Below are 15,834 nucleotides of genomic sequence, written 5' to 3'. Positions count from 1 at the left end.
ATGGAAGCCAATCGTCAGAACCCGTCCCGCAACCTGTTGTCGCGCCTGGGCATCCGCCTGCCCATCATTCAGGCGCCGATGGCGGGCGTCAGCACTCCGGCCATGGCGGCGGCCGTATCCGAAGCCGGCGGCTTGGGCTCGCTCGGCGTGGGCGCCATGGACGCGGAGGGCGCACGCAAGGTGATACGCGAAACCCGCGCGCTGACGTCGAAGCCCTTCAACATCAACGTGTTCTGCCATGTGCCGGCCAAGCCCGATGCCGAGCGAGAATCGGCCTGGCTGAAATACCTGGGCTCGGCCTTTGCCGAATTCGGCGCCACGCCGCCCGGCGCGCTGCGCGAGATCTACAAGAGCTTTGTGGTCGATGACGCGATGTACCAGATGCTGCTGGAAGAGAAGCCGGCCGTGGTGAGCTTCCATTTCGGCCTGCCGGCGCAGACATGGATCGATGCGCTGAAGGCGGCCGGCATCGTGCTGCTGGCCAGCGCCACGTCGCTGCACGAAGCGCGGCAGATCGAGGCGGCCGGTATCGACGCCATTGTCGCGCAGGGCTTCGAGGCCGGCGGCCATCGCGGCGCCTTCGATACCGAGGCCGAGGACGAAGGGCTTGGCACGTTCGCGCTGACCCGCGTGCTGGTGGCCCGCACGAACCTGCCCGTCGTCGCGGCTGGCGGCATCATGGACGGCGCCGGCATCGCGGCCGTGCTGGCGCTGGGCGCCGCCGCGGCGCAGCTTGGCACGGCGTTTGTCGCCGCCAGTGAATCGGCCGCCGACGCCGCCTACCGCGCCGCGCTGACCGCCGACGAAACCCGCCCGACCACGCTGACCCGCGCCATCTCGGGCCGCGCGGCACGCGGCTTCACCAGCCGCTTCACGCGCCTGGGCACCGCCGCCGGCGCCCCGGCAATTCCAGACTATCCCGTGACGTACGACGCCGGCAAGGCGCTGCACGCGGCGGCCAAGGCCAAGGGCGTCAGCGAATTTGCCGCCCAATGGGCCGGCCAGGCCGTGCCGCTGGCGCGATCGATGCCCTCGGCCGAGCTGGTCGCCGTGCTGGAGCGCGAACTGCGCGAGACATTGGATCAGTTGAGCAGCGTGCGGGCGGTGTTGGGCTGAGCATGCGTGCGGTGCGCAACGTTCAGGCCAGCAACCGGCTCCGCGCAAACTCGCCCGCCGCCCAGTCCAGGAACGCTCGCACACGAGGCGATAGCTGGCGCGAGCGCGGATAGAGCAGCGACACGGGCTGCGACGGCGGCGGCGTGTCGCGCAGGATTTCCACCAGCGAGCCGCGCCGGAGCTGTTCGACGATATGGAAGCGCGGCACCTGGGCGATGCCAAGACCCAGTTCGATACCGGCCAGATAGCTCTCGGTGCCGGTGACGGCCAGCGGGCACGGCAGCGACAGGCGCTTCAGGTCGTCGCCAACCTCGAACTCCAGCGGCGTGACATTGCCCGTGCTCATCTGGCGGATGCCCACCATCCGGTGGCCGGCCAGCGATGCGAGATCGGTCGGCGTGCCGAAGCGTTCCAGGTAGGCGGGCGTGGCGCAGGTCAAACGATCCAGCATGGCCACCTGGCGGGCCACCAGTTCGCTGTCGGGCAGCTTGCCGTAGCGCAGCACGCAGTCCACGCCCTCCTGCACCAGGTCGACCCAGCGGTCGCCTTCGCTCATCGTGATCTGCAGTTCGGGGTAGCGGCTCAGGAAATCCGGAAAGCCGGGCATCAGGAAATGGCGAGCCAGGGTGCCCTGGACCTCGATGCGCAGCATGCCGCGCGGCTCGGCGCCGCTGAAGCCGCCCTCGGCGTCCTCGATGTCGTCAAGAATGCGCAGGCATCGGCGGTAATACGCCTCGCCGTCCAGCGTGGGCCGCACCACCCGCGTGGTGCGCTGTAGCAGCCGCACGCCCAGGCGCTTTTCCAGGTCGGCGATCACTTTGGTCACCGTCGACCGGGGCATCTCCATGTCGCTGGCAGCCAGCGTGAAACTGCGGCGTTCCACCACCCGTGTGTAAAGCCGCATTGCGTCGAAGCGGTCCATTCCGCGCCCTTTTCTGTGCCTTTTAGTACGCTTTTTTAAACCATTGTTTCCACGACAGAACAAGTGCTGGCAATTCTAGACCGATTATCCAAACGAGACTATCGCGCATAGTGCAGTGACACCGCAGCCAGACGCGGTTGCCCACCACCCCCGACCGACCGGAGCCCAGCCATGACCGCCACCCTCTCAACCCCCTCCCAGCCGACCCGCGTCGCCATCGTGACCGGCGCCTCGCGCGGCATCGGCGCCGCCATCGCCCGGCGCCTGGCGGCCGACGGCCTGACGATTGTCGTCAACTACGCCGGCAGTGCCCGCGAAGCCGAAGCCGTGGCCGCGGACATCGAGGCTGCCGGCGGCCGCGCCCTCACCCATCAGGCCGACATCAGTGACCCGACTGCCGTGGCCCGCATGTTCGCCGCAGCCGAGGCGGCGTTTGGTGGCGTCGATGTGCTGGTCAACAACGCGGGCATCATGAAGCTCGCCACGCTGGCCGAGACCGATGACGCGCTGTTCGACAGCGTCATGCATATCAACGTAAAGGGCACTTTCAACACGTTGCGCGAGGCGGCACGGCGCCTGCGCGACGGCGGCCGTGTCATCAATCTGTCGTCCAGCCTGGTGGGGCTGCTGATGCCGACCTACGGCGTCTACGCGGCCTCGAAAGCAGCCGTGGAAGCCCTGACCGCCGTGCTGATGAAGGAGATGCGCGGCCGCAATATCACCGTCAATTCCGTGGCCCCGGGGCCGACCGCCACCGAGCTGTTCCTCGACGGCAAGTCGCCGGAACTGATCGACCGCATGGCAAGGATGGCCCCGCTCGAACGCCTGGGCACGCCGGAGGATATCGCCAACGCCGTGGCGTTCTTTGCCGGTGCAGACGGGGCGTGGGTCAACGGGCAGACGCTGCGGGTCAATGGGGGGGTGATTTGATGTCGGTCTGCCGGTTGTTGCTGTCGGTTTGCTCCCCTCTCCCGCAGCGCGGGAGAGGGGTCGGGGGAGAGGGCGCGGCGGTCCAAATCGAGACCCTCGCATCCCGAGAGGCTCGCCCTCTCCCCCGCCCCTCTCCCATAAATGGGAGAGGGGAGAATATCTCTGGCGAAGCCAGCTGTTGTCCGCCCCGCCCTACCCCGCCAGATGCCCTCTCAGCAGCCCGTTCACCTCGCCGGCCTTTTCCATCTGGCTCATGTGGCCGGCATCGTCGAACACCGTGACGGTGGCGCCAGCCGGGGCGTTTTCCGCGTGGGCGGGCGGGACGACCTGGTCACGGGCGCCCCAGATTACCAGCGTGCGTTTGCCCGCCTCGGCCAGGCGCCGGCCCGGTTGCTCGCGCTGGCGGCCATCGGCGAACAGGCTGGCCCCCAGTGCCGCCAGTGCCTCGGGCACGCCGTCAAGCCGCTTGTACCGCAGCAGGTCGTCCAGCATCTGCCGGCTGACCAGATCGGGGTTGGCGAACAGCAGCTCGATGACCGGCTTCAGGTCGCGGCGCGACTGCGCATTGACAAAGCCTTCCGTGTAGCCGTTGTTGATCTCGTCGCCAAAGCCCACCGGGGACACCAGCGCGACGGACAGCACGCGGTGCGGGGCGTCCACGGCCAGTTGCGCGGCAATGCCGCCGCCCATCGAATGGCCCACCAGGTGCGCCTGGCCGATGTCCAGCGCGTCAAGAAAGCGGGTCACGAAGCCGGCCATCTCCGCCAGCGTCGTGCCAGCCAGGCGGGGCGTGGTCTGCCCGTGTCCCGGGAGATCCAGCGCCACCACGGTGTACGTGTCCGCCAGCGGATCGAGGTTGAACAGCCAGTTGTCCAGATCTCCGCCAAAGCCGTGGAGGAAGAGCACCGCCTCGGCGCCGTGGCCCCTGCGGGCGTAGCGGACGCGCAGGCCGTCGACCTCCGCGAACTGATAGGCAGGGCCGGCTTCGTCTTCATCTTCGTCGTCGGCCGGCGTCTCGTAGCTGGCGACATACGCGTCGATTTCCGCATCGCTGACCTCATCGGGTGCGAGTACGCCAAGCAGCGCCTTCACAGGCAGCACGTCGCCCGCATCGGCCACCTTGCGCCGCAACGTGCCGGCGTCGGGGGCTTCCACGGCGTTGGCGATCTTGTCGGTTTCCACATCGAGGATCGGCATGCCCACGGTAATCTCGGCGCCGGTGTCGACCAGCCAGGCATTGACGGTGCCTTCCTTCATCGACAGGCCCCATTTGGGCATCACGATCGGGGTGATTGCTGCGGCCATCAGTGCTTGCCTCCCTTCATGGTCTTGCGCGCGGCTTCCACGATACGGGCTGCGCTGGGGATATACAGGTCTTCGAGCGTCGGCGAGAACGGCACCGGCGTATGCGGCGGGCAGACCATCTCGATGCCGGCCTTGAGCGCGCCAAACGCCTGCTGCACGGTCTGGGCGGCGATGTCGGTGGCGATATTGCAGCGCGGGCTGGCTTCGTCCACCACCACCAGGCGGCCGGTGTTTTCCACCGATTCGAGCACCGTGTCCATGTCCAGCGGCGACAGCGTGCGCAGGTCGATCACTTCGGCCTCGATGCCGTCCCTGGCCAGCGTGGCCGCCGCCTCCAGCGCGCGATGCACCATCAGGCCATAGCTGACGATGGTCACGTCCTTGCCGTCGCGCGCGATATTGGCCTCGCCGAACGGGATCGCGTAGGCGCCCTCGGGCACGTCGCCCTCCAGCCCGTACAGGTTCTTGTGCTCGCAGAAGATCACGGGGTCGTTGTCGCGGATGGCCTGGATCAGCAGGCCCTTGGTGTCGTACGGCGTGGACGGGCACACCACCTTCAGCCCGGGGATATGCGTGAAGATCGGCGTCAGCATCTGGCTGTGCTGCGCGGCCGCGCGGAAGCCGGCGCCGACCATGGCGCGGATCACCACCGGCGTTTCGGCCTTGCCGCCGAACATGTAGCGGAACTTGGCGGCCTGGTTGAAGATCTGGTCGAAGCAGACGCCCATGAAGTCGATGAACATCAGCTCGGCGATCGGGCGCATGCCACAGGCGGCGGCGCCGATGGCGGCGCCCACATAAGCCGATTCAGACAGCGGCGTGTCGAGCAGGCGGTCGCCGTGCCTGGCATAGAGCCCCTTGGTCACGCCGAGCACACCGCCCCAGGCGTCTTTCTCGCCGTCGGCGCCTGCGCCGCCGACAATATCCTCGCCGAGCATGATCACGCTCGGATCGCGGGTCATTTCCTGGTCGATCGCCTCGTTGATCGCCAGCTTCATACTGAGTTTGCGGGCCATGATGCTGTCTCCTTTGTTTTGGAATGGCTTAGTAGCTCACGTAGACATCGGTCAGCAGGTCTTCGGGCCCCGGCAGCGGCGCGGCCTTGGCCTCCTGCACGGCGTGGTCGATCAGCGCGGCCACCTCGCGGTCGATGGCATCGAACTCGTCGCGCGTCACCACGCCGGCCCGGGTCACGGCCCGCGTGAACAGCTTCAGGCAGTCCTTGTTGGCGCGGATATCGTCCAGCTCGCCCGCGCCGCGATAGGTCTGGGCATCGCCCTCGAAGTGACCGTAGAAGCGGACCATCTTGCATTCCAGCAGCGACGGGCCGCCCCCTTCGCGCGCACGCCGGATGACCTCGCCGGCCGCCTCGTGCACGGCAAAGAAGTCGGTGCCGTCCACGGTCACGCCCGGGATGCCGAAGCCGGCCGCGCGATCGACATAGCTGTCGACGGCCGTGCCATAGTCGCGCGACGTCGATTCCGCGTAGCCGTTGTTCTCGATGACGAAGATCACCGGCAGGTTCCACACCGCCGCCAGGTTCAGGCTCTCCAGGAACGTGCCCTGGTTCGACGCCCCGTCGCCGCAGAACGTGATGCCGACCTCGCCCTTGCCGCGAAACTTGGCCGCCAGCGCCGCGCCGCAGACCAGCGGTGCGCCAGCGCCCAGGATGCCGTTGGCGCCCATCATCCCCTTGGACAGGTCGGCGATATGCATCGACCCGCCCTTGCCGTTGCACGAACCGCCCTTCTTGCCGTAGATCTCCTTCATCATCGCCACCGGATCCACCCCCTTGGCGATGCAGTGGCCGTGGCCCCGGTGCGTACTGGCGATGCGGTCGCCATCGTGCAGATGGTGAAGAATGCCCACGCCTGCCGCCTCCTCGCCGGCGTAGAGGTGCACGAAGCCGGGAATATCCCCGCGGCCGAAATCCACATGCAGGCGTTCCTCGAAATCGCGGATCGTCCGCATCTTGCGGTACACGGTCAGCAATGTCTCCTTGTCGAGGGGCAGCTGCGCTGACTGCGAAGTGCTGGCGCTCATGGTCGTCTCCTTTGGTGGTGGTACTGCCTTGTGATGGTGGGATGAAGGGGGGGCGGCTCAGGTCAGCGCCGGCACGCTGCGCATCAGCTGCTCGCACGCGGCGTAGCGCATGCAGGCCGCCACGTCGATGCTGCGGAACGCGTGGTCGTGCAACGTGACGGTTACCTCGTCGTGCGGCCCGAACGCCAGCTCGCGTTCGCCGTCCAGCGCGACGATGCCGGCGCGCTGGCGCACACGGTGCGGCCGCGCGTGCGCGATGCGGTGCCACCCGGCAATCGGCACGGTGCAGAGCAGGCCGGGCGCAATGGGTGCCAACAGATCGAAGGCCCCCTCGCCGGCCGGTGCCAGCTCGATGGCCAGGCCGCCCGGCTCGCGCCGGCCAATCGGTTCCAGCAGCCCGGCAATGGCCGACAGGCCAATTGCCTGCGGATCGGCATAGGCCACGTAGACGGCGGCCAGCGTGTCGGCCCGCCATAGCGCGCGGGCGCCGACGAACTGCTCGTGCGCGATCACGGCATCGACCAGGGCAATGTCGCGCCGGAAGCCACCATCGGCATCGCGAATCACGATATCGAGCCGCTTGTTCGACGCCAGCGCGCGGCCCGCGGGGATCTGCCCGGTGGCGTACAGCCCCGCGGCCAGCCCGGTGATGGTTGGCTCGCGCATTTCGGGGAAGGCGTTGTTGGTGCCGGTGGAAAGCCCGGCAATCGGCACTGCGCCGCATTCGCGCACCACGGCGCGGTGCGTACCGTCGCCGCCCAGCACGATGAGGACGGACACGCCGGCGTCGGCCATATGACGGGCGGCATGCAGCGTATCGTCGACGCGCGCGGTTACCGGCATGTCGATGAAGTCCACCGCCGGCAGGCGGGCATCGGGCCCCTGGTGGCGCGTCAGGTGCCGGTTCAGCATGACGCGCAGGCCCTCGCGGTCCGGCATCATCATCACGCGGTCGATGCCGCAGGCCGCCAGCGCGGCCAGCAGGCGCAGCACGATATTGACGCGGTCCGCCAGCTGCAGGCTGTTGGCGTTGGCGATCACGCGGCGGATATCGCGCGCCGATACGGGATTGGCGATGATGCCGACCAGCGGTACCCCCATGTCCTGTCTCCTGTCGCTCTTGTCGTGACAGGGTCTTTGCAATGGGTGTGCCAGGGACGTGGCGGCGATGCCAGGGCCGGAAACCCCGGGAAATGGCGTGCGGCCCCACGGGATAACCCGGAGGCCGCACGCCATTCCGCCGGGTCAGGGTGTGACAGGTGTCACAGTACAGGTGTCCTGGGCTGGACAGTCGTCACGGCTGGCTGCCATCGCGCCGGTTGGGCGACGCGATGCCGTACCGCTCCATGCGCCGGTATAGCGTCATGCGGCTGATGCCGATCTGCCGCGCCACCGCGCTCAGGTTCCAGCCCGACGCGCGCAGGTACTGCATCAGCAGCATGGCCTCGGGTGTAGCTTCGGGTGCGGCTTCGGGCGGCACCGCCCTGGCCGTGGCGTCCGCCTCGGCCGAACGCAATGCGGCGCCTGCCGGGGCGCTGGCGCCGAATCCGTCGGGCAGGTCATCGGGCGTCACCACGCCACCGTGGCAGATCGCGCAGGCGTATTCGATGACATTGCGCAGCTCGCGCAGATTGCCGGGCCAGCGGTGGGCATGCAGCCGCTGGCGCGCGGTGTCGGCCAGCGTTATGGTCCGCGGATTGCGCGGCCCTGGCGCGGCCGGCTGCCCGCCATCGCCGTCGGCCAGCATCTTGTCGATCAGCCAGTCCAGGTCCTGCCGCTCGCGCAGCGGGGGCAGCTCGAAGCGCGCACCGTTCAGGCGGTAGTAGAGATCTTCGCGGAACTGGCCGGCTTCCACGAGCTGGTCCAGCCGGTGGTGCGTGGCCGAGATCACGCGCACATTGACGGGCACCGGCCGCGTGGCGCCGATGGGCAGTACCTCGCCTTCGGCCAGCACGCGCAGCAGCCGCGATTGCAGATCGCGCGGCATGTCCCCGATCTCGTCGAGGAACAGCGTGCCGCCATCGGCCTCCTGGATCAGGCCGCGCTTGCCGCGCGCCCCGGCCCCGGAAAAGCTGTTTGGCAAGTGGCCGAACAGTTCGCTTTCGATCAGCGTTTCGGGAATCGCCGCGCAGTTGAACGCCACGAATGGCTGGGCCCGACGCGCGCTGGCCTGGTGCAGCGCCTTGGCGAAGTATTCCTTGCCGCTGCCGGTCTCGCCGTGAATCAGCAGGTGGATGCGCGCATCGACCAGCCGTGCCGCGCGTTGCAGCTGCTGTTGCATGGCCGTGTCGCCGCCGCTCAGGGCCGCCAGCGCCGCCGGCAGTGCTGCCACGGGTTGCGCATCGGGTCGCGACTGCCAGCGCAGCGCGGGCGGCATCACGCTCAGGTACAGCAGACCGCCGCTACGGTGCAATGCCACCAGCCGCTGCTCGCTGGGCCGGGAATAGACGAAGCGCCCCAGATCGTCGATCCGGGCATCGAACAGCGCCTCGAACGACTGCCCCAGCACGGGCGTGCCGGGGCTTTCGCTTTCGAGCATGCGTCTGGCGCGGTTGTTGCAGCCGACAATTCGGCCTGCGGCGTCCAGCGCCAGCAGGTATTCGGGGCTGACATCGACGAACTCCGGCGCGACATTGAGTTTCAGGATCCAGTCCCGGTGATGGACGCGCAGGAAGTTGGCGTTCTCGATATGGGCCGCGTAGATGCGCACCATCTGCAGCGCCAGGCCCTGGCTGGCTTTGGCCTCGGGCGACGTCAGCGCCGAGATGTCCAGAATCGCGTTGAGCCGGCCCTGCGTGTCGAACAGCGGCGCGGCGGTACAGGTCAGCGGGATATGCGTGGCATCGAAGTGATCGGCCTGATGGACGGTCAGCGCCTCGCCCGTGACCAACGCCGTTCCGACGGCACAGGTGCCCGCGCCGGCTTCGCTCCATTCCGACCCCAGGTAGAGGCCCGCGTGACGCAGTGCGGCGTCGGTATTGGCATCGCCGATATAGTCGACGGTCACCCCCTGGGCATCGGTCAGGAGCACCACGTAGCCGAGGCCGGCGACATGGCCATATAGCGATTCCAGCCCGTGCCGCGCGATGCGTGCGAAGTCGTCGATGCGCTGCTGGTGCTCGCGCAGGCACGACGGCTCCACGATCCGCGCCTCTTGCATGCGTGACGGGTCCAGGCCGTACTGATGGACGCAGCGCCGCCACGAGTTCTGGATCATCGCGTCGTGCCCGATCGGCGGGGCGGATTCAGCAGGCAGGGGCAGCCAGGTGGTGGCATGCACCACGGTTTCGATGTGCTCGCGTTGCCGCAGGTCCATCGCTGTCTCCTTATCGGTCTGCGGGGTACTGTATCCCACCGTCCTGCCGGCGCAAACGCGGCGCTGCAGCATCGCGCCGCAAAATGCGCTTTCGATCACTTTTTGGCGGTTAATGGCGTTATTTGACTCGCTGTCCGTCCCCGTTTGCCGCCCCATCCACCACCGGTGCGCGTCATCACTGGGCGGTTAATCGCATTTTGTTGTCCGATCCTCAAAACAGCGTTTCCCGTGCCGGGACTTCACTTGCCTCCCTATACGCGGGATCATCCAGGGTTGCCAAAAACCGGAAGAGTCCCCCACATGTTCGAGCGTCGTTATGGGGCCGTGGCCCTGTCAGCCTGCGGCCTGATCGTCCTGACCGCCCTGGCGGCCACGCGTGCCGTGTCGTGGTGGTGGGTGGCGCTGCCGCTGGCGCTATGCCTGGTGGGCGCCCACGACCTGCTCCAGCGCCGCCACGCCATCCTGCGCAACTACCCCATCTGGGGTCACGCGCGTTTTTTCCTGGAATTCATCCGGCCGGAAATCCGCCAGTACTTCATCGAGGACGATACGTCCGAGGCGCCCTTCTCGCGCGCCCAGCGCAGCCTGGTGTACCAGCGCGCCAAGAACGAGGTGGATAGCCGTCCGTTCGGCACCGAATCTGACGTCAAACGCCCGGGCTACGAATGGATCAGCCACTCGCTGGCCCCGACCAAAATCCCGTCGGCCGATTTCCGCGTCACGGTGGGGCCCGATCGCGCCCAGCCTTACGACATCTCGGTCTTTAATGTTTCTGCGATGAGCTTCGGCGCGCTGTCGGCCAACGCCATCCGCTCGCTCAACCGCGGCGCGAAGATCGGCGGGTTCGCCCACGACACTGGCGAGGGCTCGATTTCGCCATATCACCGCGCCGAGGGCGGCGACCTGATCTGGGAACTGGGCTCGGGCTACTTCGGCTGCCGCCGCGCCGATGGCAGTTTCGCCCCCGAGCTGTTCGCCAGGCAGGCAGCCGACCCGCAGGTCAAGATGATCGAGGTCAAGCTGTCGCAAGGCGCCAAGCCGGGCCATGGCGGGGTGCTGCCAGCCGCCAAGATCACGCCGGAAATCGCCGCCACGCGCGGCGTGCCGATGGGTGTCGATTGCGTGTCGCCCGCCGCCCATAGCGAATTCTCCACGCCGCTGGAATTGCTGCAATTCGTCGATCGGCTACGTAACCTGTCGGGCGGCAAGCCTACCGGCTTCAAGCTGTGCATGGGCCATCCGTGGGATTTCTTTGGCGTGGTCAAGGCGATGCTGGCATCGGGAATCCTGCCGGATTTCATCGTCGTTGATGGCGCCGAAGGCGGCACCGGTGCGGCCCCGCTGGAGTTTGTCGACCATATCGGCGTGCCGCTGCAGGAAGGGCTGCTGCTGGTCCACAACACGCTGGTCGGCGCCAACCTGCGCGACAAGATTCGCGTGGGTGCCAGCGGCAAGCTGATCAGCGCGTTTGATATTGCCCGCACGCTGGCGATGGGTGCCGACTGGTGCAATGCGGCCCGCGGCTTCATGTTCGCGCTGGGTTGCGTGCAGGCGCAGAAGTGCCACACCGACCGCTGCCCCGTGGGCGTGGCCACGCAGGACCCGGTCCGCCAGCGCGCAATCGTGGTGCCGGACAAGGCCGAGCGCGTGGCCAATTTCCATCGTCATACAGTGCATGCGCTGCAGGAACTGCTGCAGGCGGCCGGGCTGCATTCGCCCGGCGAACTGACCCCGCACCATATCGTGAGGCGTCTGTCGCCCAGCGAGGTCAAGCCGATGTCCGAGCTGTTCGATTTCCTGCAGCCGGGCGACCTGCTCAACGGCAACCTGCGTTTCAGCCTGTGGGAAAAGTACTGGCCGATGGCCCGCGCGGACCATTTCGGCATCCCGGTCTGATCAGTACTCGCCCAGCGCCCAGCCGCTGATGTAGGGAAGTATTCGCGCATATTCGCCATTCCCGCGTCCACAAGCTGTGTCAGGCGGCGATGCTACAACCGAATGGCGGCCTGGCGATTGTCAGCCGGCAAGAAACTTCACCACCGCCTGGTTGAACCCGTCCACCTGCTGCAGGTTGGAAAGGTGCGCGGCGTACAGTTCGACGTACTGCGCGCCGGGGATGGTGTCGGCCAGATAGCGGCCATCGGCGGGCGGCGTCGGGATATCGCCCGAGCCGGCAATGACCAGCGTGGGCGTGGTGATGCGGCCGATGTCGGCACGCAGATCAGAATCGCGCACGGCCAGGCAATTGGCCGCGTAGCCACGCGAATCGGTAGCGCCAAGCATGGCGCGCAGGTGCTGGACCAGTTCCGGCTGCTGCGCGGCGAAATCGGGGGTCAGCCATTTGTCGACCACGGCGGCGGCGATCGACGCCACGCCATCGCGCTCCACGGCGGCGGCGCGGTTGGTCCAGTTCTCGGGCGGGCCGATATAGGCAGCCGTATTGCAGAGCACCAGCTTCTGCAGGCGGTCCGCGTGGTGCAGCGCCAGCCACATGCCCGTGATGCCGCCCATCGACAGGCCGCAGAAATGCACGCGCTGCAGGCCCAGGTGATCGAGCAGCGCGATCACGTCGCCGCCAAGCTGGGCGATGCGGTACGGGCCCTCGGTCACGGCCGACTGGCCATGGCCGCGCGTGTCGTAGCGCAACACCCGGAAATGCTTCGTCAGTGCAGCCATCTGCGGCTGCCACATCTCGAAGCTGGTGCCCAGCGAGTTGGACAGCACCAGCACCGGCAGGCTGGCATCGCCATCGAGCTGGTAGTGGAGCTTGACGCTGGACGGGGCGGACAGTTCGGCGAAGGGCATGATCGGGCTCCGGCTCAGTTCTGGGCGATGGCCGAACCGTGCTGCGCCAGCGCGGTGACCTTCATTTCCATGTACGGGTACAGCGGCAGCGCCGTCAGGATCGTGTGCAGCTCGTCGGCGTCCTTGACGTCGAAGATGCTCACGTTGGCGTACTGGCCAGCCACGCGCCACAGGTGACGCCACTTGCCGTCGCGCTGCAGTTGCTGCGAGTAGGCCTTTTCGTCGGCCTTGATCTTGTCCGCCACCTGCGGATCGAGCGAATGGGGGATACGGACAGTCATTTCGACCATGAACAGCATGGCGGCTCCTTCTTGGTTAGTGGGTGACAGGCGCGTGGCGGCATCAGACGATGGCAACCGGCGTCACAGGCGAGCCCATCCCGCCGGGCAGCCGCAACGGCGGCGCCGACAGGAAAAAACGGTGGCGGCCTTCGGCACGCAGATATGCCGCCAGGTCGTGCAGGTGCCAGAGCTCGCCCAGCGGCAAACCCAGCTTGAACAGGCAGTGGTGATGCAGCGGCAGCATCGGCACCGGGCCGGCGCTGTCGGGCACCGGCCGCGCCGGATAGCGTTCCACCGCGTAGTTGTCTGCCGCGATCGCGGCGATGCCGGTGTCCGTGATCCAGTGCAGCAGGCGCTCGTCGCGCCCGTCCAGCGCGCAACAGCTGTTGTGCAGCAGCGCGGCGTCGGGCTGGCCCGCCATTTCCACGAGCATCTCGGCAAACCCGGTGCGCAGCACCAGGATGTCGCCGCGGCCTACCTCCACGCGGTCTGCGTCGATCACGCGCATCAGGTCGTCGTAACCCACCGTGCGGCATTCGCGGCCGTAGTGGTGCGCCAGGTCAACCAGCACGCCGCGCGCCTGGATGCCGTGCGTGGCGAAGGTCTCGATGCCCAGCGCCTCGGCGTGGCTATGATCGTGGCCGCAGGCGTGCGCCGCGAAGTGGTCGGCTTCGGCGTAGTCCACCGGGCCGACGATATCGGTATTGGGCCGGAACCCGTTGTAGTACACGCGCTCGGCCACGCCGTCGCCGTCGGCATCGAACAACGCGCCCACGTGCGCCAGCGAATCCCATTGCGTGGAGTACTGCATCGACAGCAGCACCTGGTCGTCGCTGAGCACGTCCAGCGCGCGCGGGTCCACCTTGGCCAGCGGGAAGTTGACGTATGCGACGTCGTCGCGGAACGTGGGCCGCAGCACCGGCGGATGCCGGCGCGGGTTCAGCACGTTGCCGCCGGGCAGATCCAGCGGCAGCGACAGGCAGAACGTACGGCCACTGCGGATTTCCTGGGCGGCGGCCCGCACGCAGTCCGCCGTGATCAGGTTCAGGCGGCCAAGCTGGTCGTCATCGCCGAAGTCGCCCCAGTTGGCGCCTTCGGGTCGTTGCTTCCATCGTTTCATGAGGACTGCTCGGGTATCGGCTCAGATATGGCGGACGCCGTCCAGGTACGCCTTGCGCCAGCGCACGATCCTGACCTCGGCAAACAGGTCGGCCTGGTGGAACGGATCGGCCTCGATAAAGGCCTGGGCGGCCTCGCGCGTATCGACGTCGAGGATGTAGATTCCACCGCCGCCATCGCTGCCGTCGTCGTTCAGCTTCGCGCCGCAAGCCAGCAGCAGCTGCTTGTTGGCTTCCAGGTAATCCAGGTGCGTGGGCCGGTTGGCCTGGCGCACGTGCTGGTGGTTGGGCTTGTCGAAGGTTTCGATCAGGTACGGCATGCGAGGTCTCCAGGTTGTACTGCGAAAAGACTTCAGTGGGTGGCCATGCCCCAGGCCAGCATCGCCACGATGTAGAGGGCACCGACCCAGAACATCATGATCACGGTGTAGCCCATCACGTCCTTGAGTTTGAGCTTCGAGAGCGCAAGCGCCGGCAGGATCCAGAACGGTTGCACCAGGTCGTTCCACGCGTTGCCCAGCATCACCGACATCGACGTCTGCGCCACCGAACTGCCGATGGCCTTGGCCGCATCGACCATGAACGGGCCCTGGATCACCCAGTGGCCGCCGCCGGACGGGGCAAAGAAGTTGATCACGAAGCTGCTGACCAGGCCCCAGAACGGCAGGGTCTGCGGCGTGGCGATATCGACGAACACGCGCGAGATGGTATCCACCAGCCCCGAACCCGCCATCACCGCCATGATGCCCGCGTAGAACGGATACTGCAGGATGATGCCCGAAATCGTCTTGATGCCCTCGTTGAGCTTGGCCACGTAGTTGGCCGGCGTGCCCAGCAGCAGCACGCCGATGAACAGGATCAGGAAGTTGATCAGGTTCAGGTCCAGCGTACCGCCCTGCACGAAGTACAGCACCGCATAGGCCATGCCGCACAGCCCGATCAGCAGGCTCAGCAGGCGGCTGTTGTTCATGCGCGCGGCCAGCGTGTTCTCGATGCCCATGCTATGGCCGCCGGCTGCCGATTCCCTTGCTTCCGGTTCTTCCCTGATCTCGACCACGTCCCTCGCATCGCGCGGATGCAGCATGGCGTTGAGCAGCGGCAGCGTGACGATCACCGCCAGGCTGGTCAGCAGCATCGGCACCGAAAAAATGGTGTCCTTGAGCGCGATGACGCCCATCAGCTTTTCCATCGGGTGTCCCGGCGTGGAGATCAGCACCGGGATACTGGCCGACAGGCCCAGCCCGTACATCGTGAAGCCGCTATAGGCCGAGGCAATGATCAGCGGGTAATGCACGCCCTTGACCTTCACGGCCAGCTTGCGCGCGATGATGCCGCCGATTACCAGGCCGAAGCCCCAGTTCAGGTAGCTGCCGATGCCGCCGACCAGCGTCGCCACGATGATCGCGCCACGCGGCGTGGCCACCCGGGCCACGATGCCGTTCAGGAAGCGGTCCACCAGCGGCGCGGTGGCCAGCACGTAGCCCATGGCCAGGATCACGGCCATCTGCGTGGTGAACGAGAGCAGGTTCCAGAAACCCTTGCCCCAGTTGGTGATGATGGCGCTTGCGCCCTGCCCCTCCACCAGCATCGCCATGACCATGCTGAGCAGCGTCAGGCCGATGGCAAACACGAAGGGGTCCGGCAGATACCGGCGCATCAGTTCCGTAAAGAACCCGGCAACCTTGTTCAAGGCTTGTCTCCTGAGAGTCGAAATGACCGCATGTCGAACCTGCGTTCTACATGCGAACGTCTTTTAGTCGTGCCCGGGAGCGTAAGACTTTGTATCGAGCAATGTCAAGGCAACGAATCAGCCAATTCGTTCCGTGTTACGCAACAATTCGATGTTGCGGCGCAGCGCAACATGACCCTTCGCCCACAGCGCGGGGGCCGGTGTTGATCAGCAGGAAACAGGGATTTTGCGATGCAGCATCGACCTTTCAGGTCAGAAAGGCGGATGTCCGGTATCCGCACAGAACGCGGGGGCCGTCGTGACGGCGA

The 15,834-nt window shown here is 66.9% G+C and carries 14 protein-coding genes; 3 read left to right on the top strand and 11 right to left on the bottom strand.

Annotation, left to right across the window (positions count from 1 at the left end; genetic code table 11):
• Nucleotides 1-1,116 carry an NAD(P)H-dependent flavin oxidoreductase gene (locus D9X30_RS19520; protein WP_228770908.1) on the top strand — a complete coding sequence of 372 codons (1,116 nt, stop codon included), beginning with the start codon at nt 1-3 and terminating at the stop codon, nt 1,114-1,116.
• 22 nt (nt 1,117-1,138) lie between these two features.
• Here D9X30_RS19520 and D9X30_RS19515 read toward each other — a convergent pair whose 3' ends face one another.
• The gene (locus D9X30_RS19515; RefSeq protein ID WP_153947895.1) at nt 1,139-2,038 is read right to left on the bottom strand and encodes a LysR family transcriptional regulator; all 900 of its coding nucleotides are present in this window, start codon (nt 2,036-2,038) and stop codon (nt 1,139-1,141) included.
• A 171-nt stretch (nt 2,039-2,209) separates the two neighbouring features.
• Here D9X30_RS19515 and D9X30_RS19510 point away from each other — a divergent pair, with 171 nt between their 5' ends.
• Entirely contained in the window at nt 2,210-2,968 is a 759-nt protein-coding gene (locus tag D9X30_RS19510; RefSeq protein WP_153947897.1) for an SDR family oxidoreductase, read from the top strand.
• A 192-nt stretch (nt 2,969-3,160) separates the two neighbouring features.
• Here D9X30_RS19510 and D9X30_RS19505 read toward each other — a convergent pair whose 3' ends face one another.
• The 5 genes from D9X30_RS19505 to D9X30_RS19485 all read right to left on the bottom strand — a co-directional run bounded on the left by D9X30_RS19505 (nt 3,161) and on the right by D9X30_RS19485 (nt 9,632).
• On the bottom strand, nt 3,161-4,273 hold the full coding sequence (locus D9X30_RS19505; RefSeq protein WP_153947899.1) for an acetoin dehydrogenase dihydrolipoyllysine-residue acetyltransferase subunit: 1,113 nt from the start codon (nt 4,271-4,273) through the stop codon (nt 3,161-3,163).
• On the bottom strand, nt 4,273-5,289 hold the full coding sequence (locus D9X30_RS19500; protein WP_153947901.1) for an alpha-ketoacid dehydrogenase subunit beta: 1,017 nt from the start codon (nt 5,287-5,289) through the stop codon (nt 4,273-4,275). Before D9X30_RS19500 ends, D9X30_RS19505 begins: the two co-directional genes overlap by 1 nt.
• Nucleotides 5,290-5,317: 28 nt before the next feature.
• Entirely contained in the window at nt 5,318-6,316 is a 999-nt protein-coding gene (locus D9X30_RS19495) for a thiamine pyrophosphate-dependent dehydrogenase E1 component subunit alpha (protein ID WP_153947903.1), read from the bottom strand.
• A 57-nt stretch (nt 6,317-6,373) separates the two neighbouring features.
• Nucleotides 6,374-7,417 carry an ATP-NAD kinase family protein gene (locus tag D9X30_RS19490; protein WP_153947904.1) on the bottom strand — a complete coding sequence of 348 codons (1,044 nt, stop codon included), beginning with the start codon at nt 7,415-7,417 and terminating at the stop codon, nt 6,374-6,376.
• A gap of 193 nt (nt 7,418-7,610) precedes the next feature.
• Nucleotides 7,611-9,632 (bottom strand): sigma-54-dependent Fis family transcriptional regulator, encoded by a 2,022-nt coding sequence (locus tag D9X30_RS19485; protein WP_153947905.1) that lies wholly within the window; start codon nt 9,630-9,632, stop codon nt 7,611-7,613.
• A gap of 300 nt (nt 9,633-9,932) precedes the next feature.
• On the opposite strand from D9X30_RS19485, the gene D9X30_RS19480 reads away from it, so the two are divergent.
• Complete coding sequence (locus D9X30_RS19480; protein ID WP_153947906.1) at nt 9,933-11,528, top strand: FMN-binding glutamate synthase family protein; 1,596 nt, start codon at nt 9,933-9,935, stop codon at nt 11,526-11,528.
• A 120-nt stretch (nt 11,529-11,648) separates the two neighbouring features.
• Here D9X30_RS19480 and pcaD read toward each other — a convergent pair whose 3' ends face one another.
• From pcaD to D9X30_RS19455, 5 genes are read right to left on the bottom strand one after another with little or no spacing between them, the layout of a single operon-like run.
• Nucleotides 11,649-12,437: a 3-oxoadipate enol-lactonase gene (pcaD, locus tag D9X30_RS19475; RefSeq protein WP_153947907.1), complete on the bottom strand. Its 789-nt coding sequence runs from the start codon at nt 12,435-12,437 to the stop codon at nt 11,649-11,651.
• Between the two features lie 14 nt (nt 12,438-12,451).
• Nucleotides 12,452-12,736 carry a muconolactone Delta-isomerase gene (gene catC / locus D9X30_RS19470; protein WP_153947908.1) on the bottom strand — a complete coding sequence of 95 codons (285 nt, stop codon included), beginning with the start codon at nt 12,734-12,736 and terminating at the stop codon, nt 12,452-12,454.
• Between the two features lie 43 nt (nt 12,737-12,779).
• Entirely contained in the window at nt 12,780-13,838 is a 1,059-nt protein-coding gene (locus tag D9X30_RS19465; RefSeq protein ID WP_153947909.1) for a cyclase family protein, read from the bottom strand.
• Nucleotides 13,839-13,859: 21 nt separating this feature from the next.
• Nucleotides 13,860-14,156: a YciI family protein gene (locus D9X30_RS19460; RefSeq protein ID WP_153947910.1), complete on the bottom strand. Its 297-nt coding sequence runs from the start codon at nt 14,154-14,156 to the stop codon at nt 13,860-13,862.
• 32 nt (nt 14,157-14,188) lie between these two features.
• Nucleotides 14,189-15,526 carry a short-chain fatty acid transporter gene (locus tag D9X30_RS19455; RefSeq protein WP_153947911.1) on the bottom strand — a complete coding sequence of 446 codons (1,338 nt, stop codon included), beginning with the start codon at nt 15,524-15,526 and terminating at the stop codon, nt 14,189-14,191.
• Nucleotides 15,527-15,834 lie beyond the last annotated feature (308 nt).

This window comes from Cupriavidus sp. U2 (genome assembly GCF_009663685.2).
GTDB lineage: Bacteria > Pseudomonadota > Gammaproteobacteria > Burkholderiales > Burkholderiaceae > Cupriavidus > Cupriavidus necator_C.
The sequence above is the reverse complement of the archived record's forward strand: the minus strand, read 5'-3'. Positions and strand labels throughout refer to the sequence as shown.

Excerpts from the sequence above, each read along its gene's own strand:
- D9X30_RS19520 (WP_228770908.1), top strand. The coding sequence starts at position 1 with ATGGAAGCCAATCGTCAGAACCCGTCCCGCAACCTGTTGTCGCGCCTG.
- D9X30_RS19505 (WP_153947899.1), bottom strand. The coding sequence starts at position 4,273 with ATGGCCGCAGCAATCACCCCGATCGTGATGCCCAAATGGGGCCTGTCG.
- D9X30_RS19480 (WP_153947906.1), top strand. The coding sequence starts at position 9,933 with ATGTTCGAGCGTCGTTATGGGGCCGTGGCCCTGTCAGCCTGCGGCCTG.
- D9X30_RS19485 (WP_153947905.1), bottom strand. The coding sequence starts at position 9,632 with ATGGACCTGCGGCAACGCGAGCACATCGAAACCGTGGTGCATGCCACC.
- pcaD (WP_153947907.1), bottom strand. The coding sequence starts at position 12,437 with ATGCCCTTCGCCGAACTGTCCGCCCCGTCCAGCGTCAAGCTCCACTAC.
- D9X30_RS19510 (WP_153947897.1), top strand. The coding sequence starts at position 2,210 with ATGACCGCCACCCTCTCAACCCCCTCCCAGCCGACCCGCGTCGCCATC.
- D9X30_RS19465 (WP_153947909.1), bottom strand. The coding sequence starts at position 13,838 with ATGAAACGATGGAAGCAACGACCCGAAGGCGCCAACTGGGGCGACTTC.
- D9X30_RS19460 (WP_153947910.1), bottom strand. The coding sequence starts at position 14,156 with ATGCCGTACCTGATCGAAACCTTCGACAAGCCCAACCACCAGCACGTG.
- D9X30_RS19495 (WP_153947903.1), bottom strand. The coding sequence starts at position 6,316 with ATGAGCGCCAGCACTTCGCAGTCAGCGCAGCTGCCCCTCGACAAGGAG.
- D9X30_RS19490 (WP_153947904.1), bottom strand. The coding sequence starts at position 7,417 with ATGGGGGTACCGCTGGTCGGCATCATCGCCAATCCCGTATCGGCGCGC.
- catC (WP_153947908.1), bottom strand. The coding sequence starts at position 12,736 with ATGCTGTTCATGGTCGAAATGACTGTCCGTATCCCCCATTCGCTCGAT.
- D9X30_RS19500 (WP_153947901.1), bottom strand. The coding sequence starts at position 5,289 with ATGGCCCGCAAACTCAGTATGAAGCTGGCGATCAACGAGGCGATCGAC.
- D9X30_RS19515 (WP_153947895.1), bottom strand. The coding sequence starts at position 2,038 with ATGGACCGCTTCGACGCAATGCGGCTTTACACACGGGTGGTGGAACGC.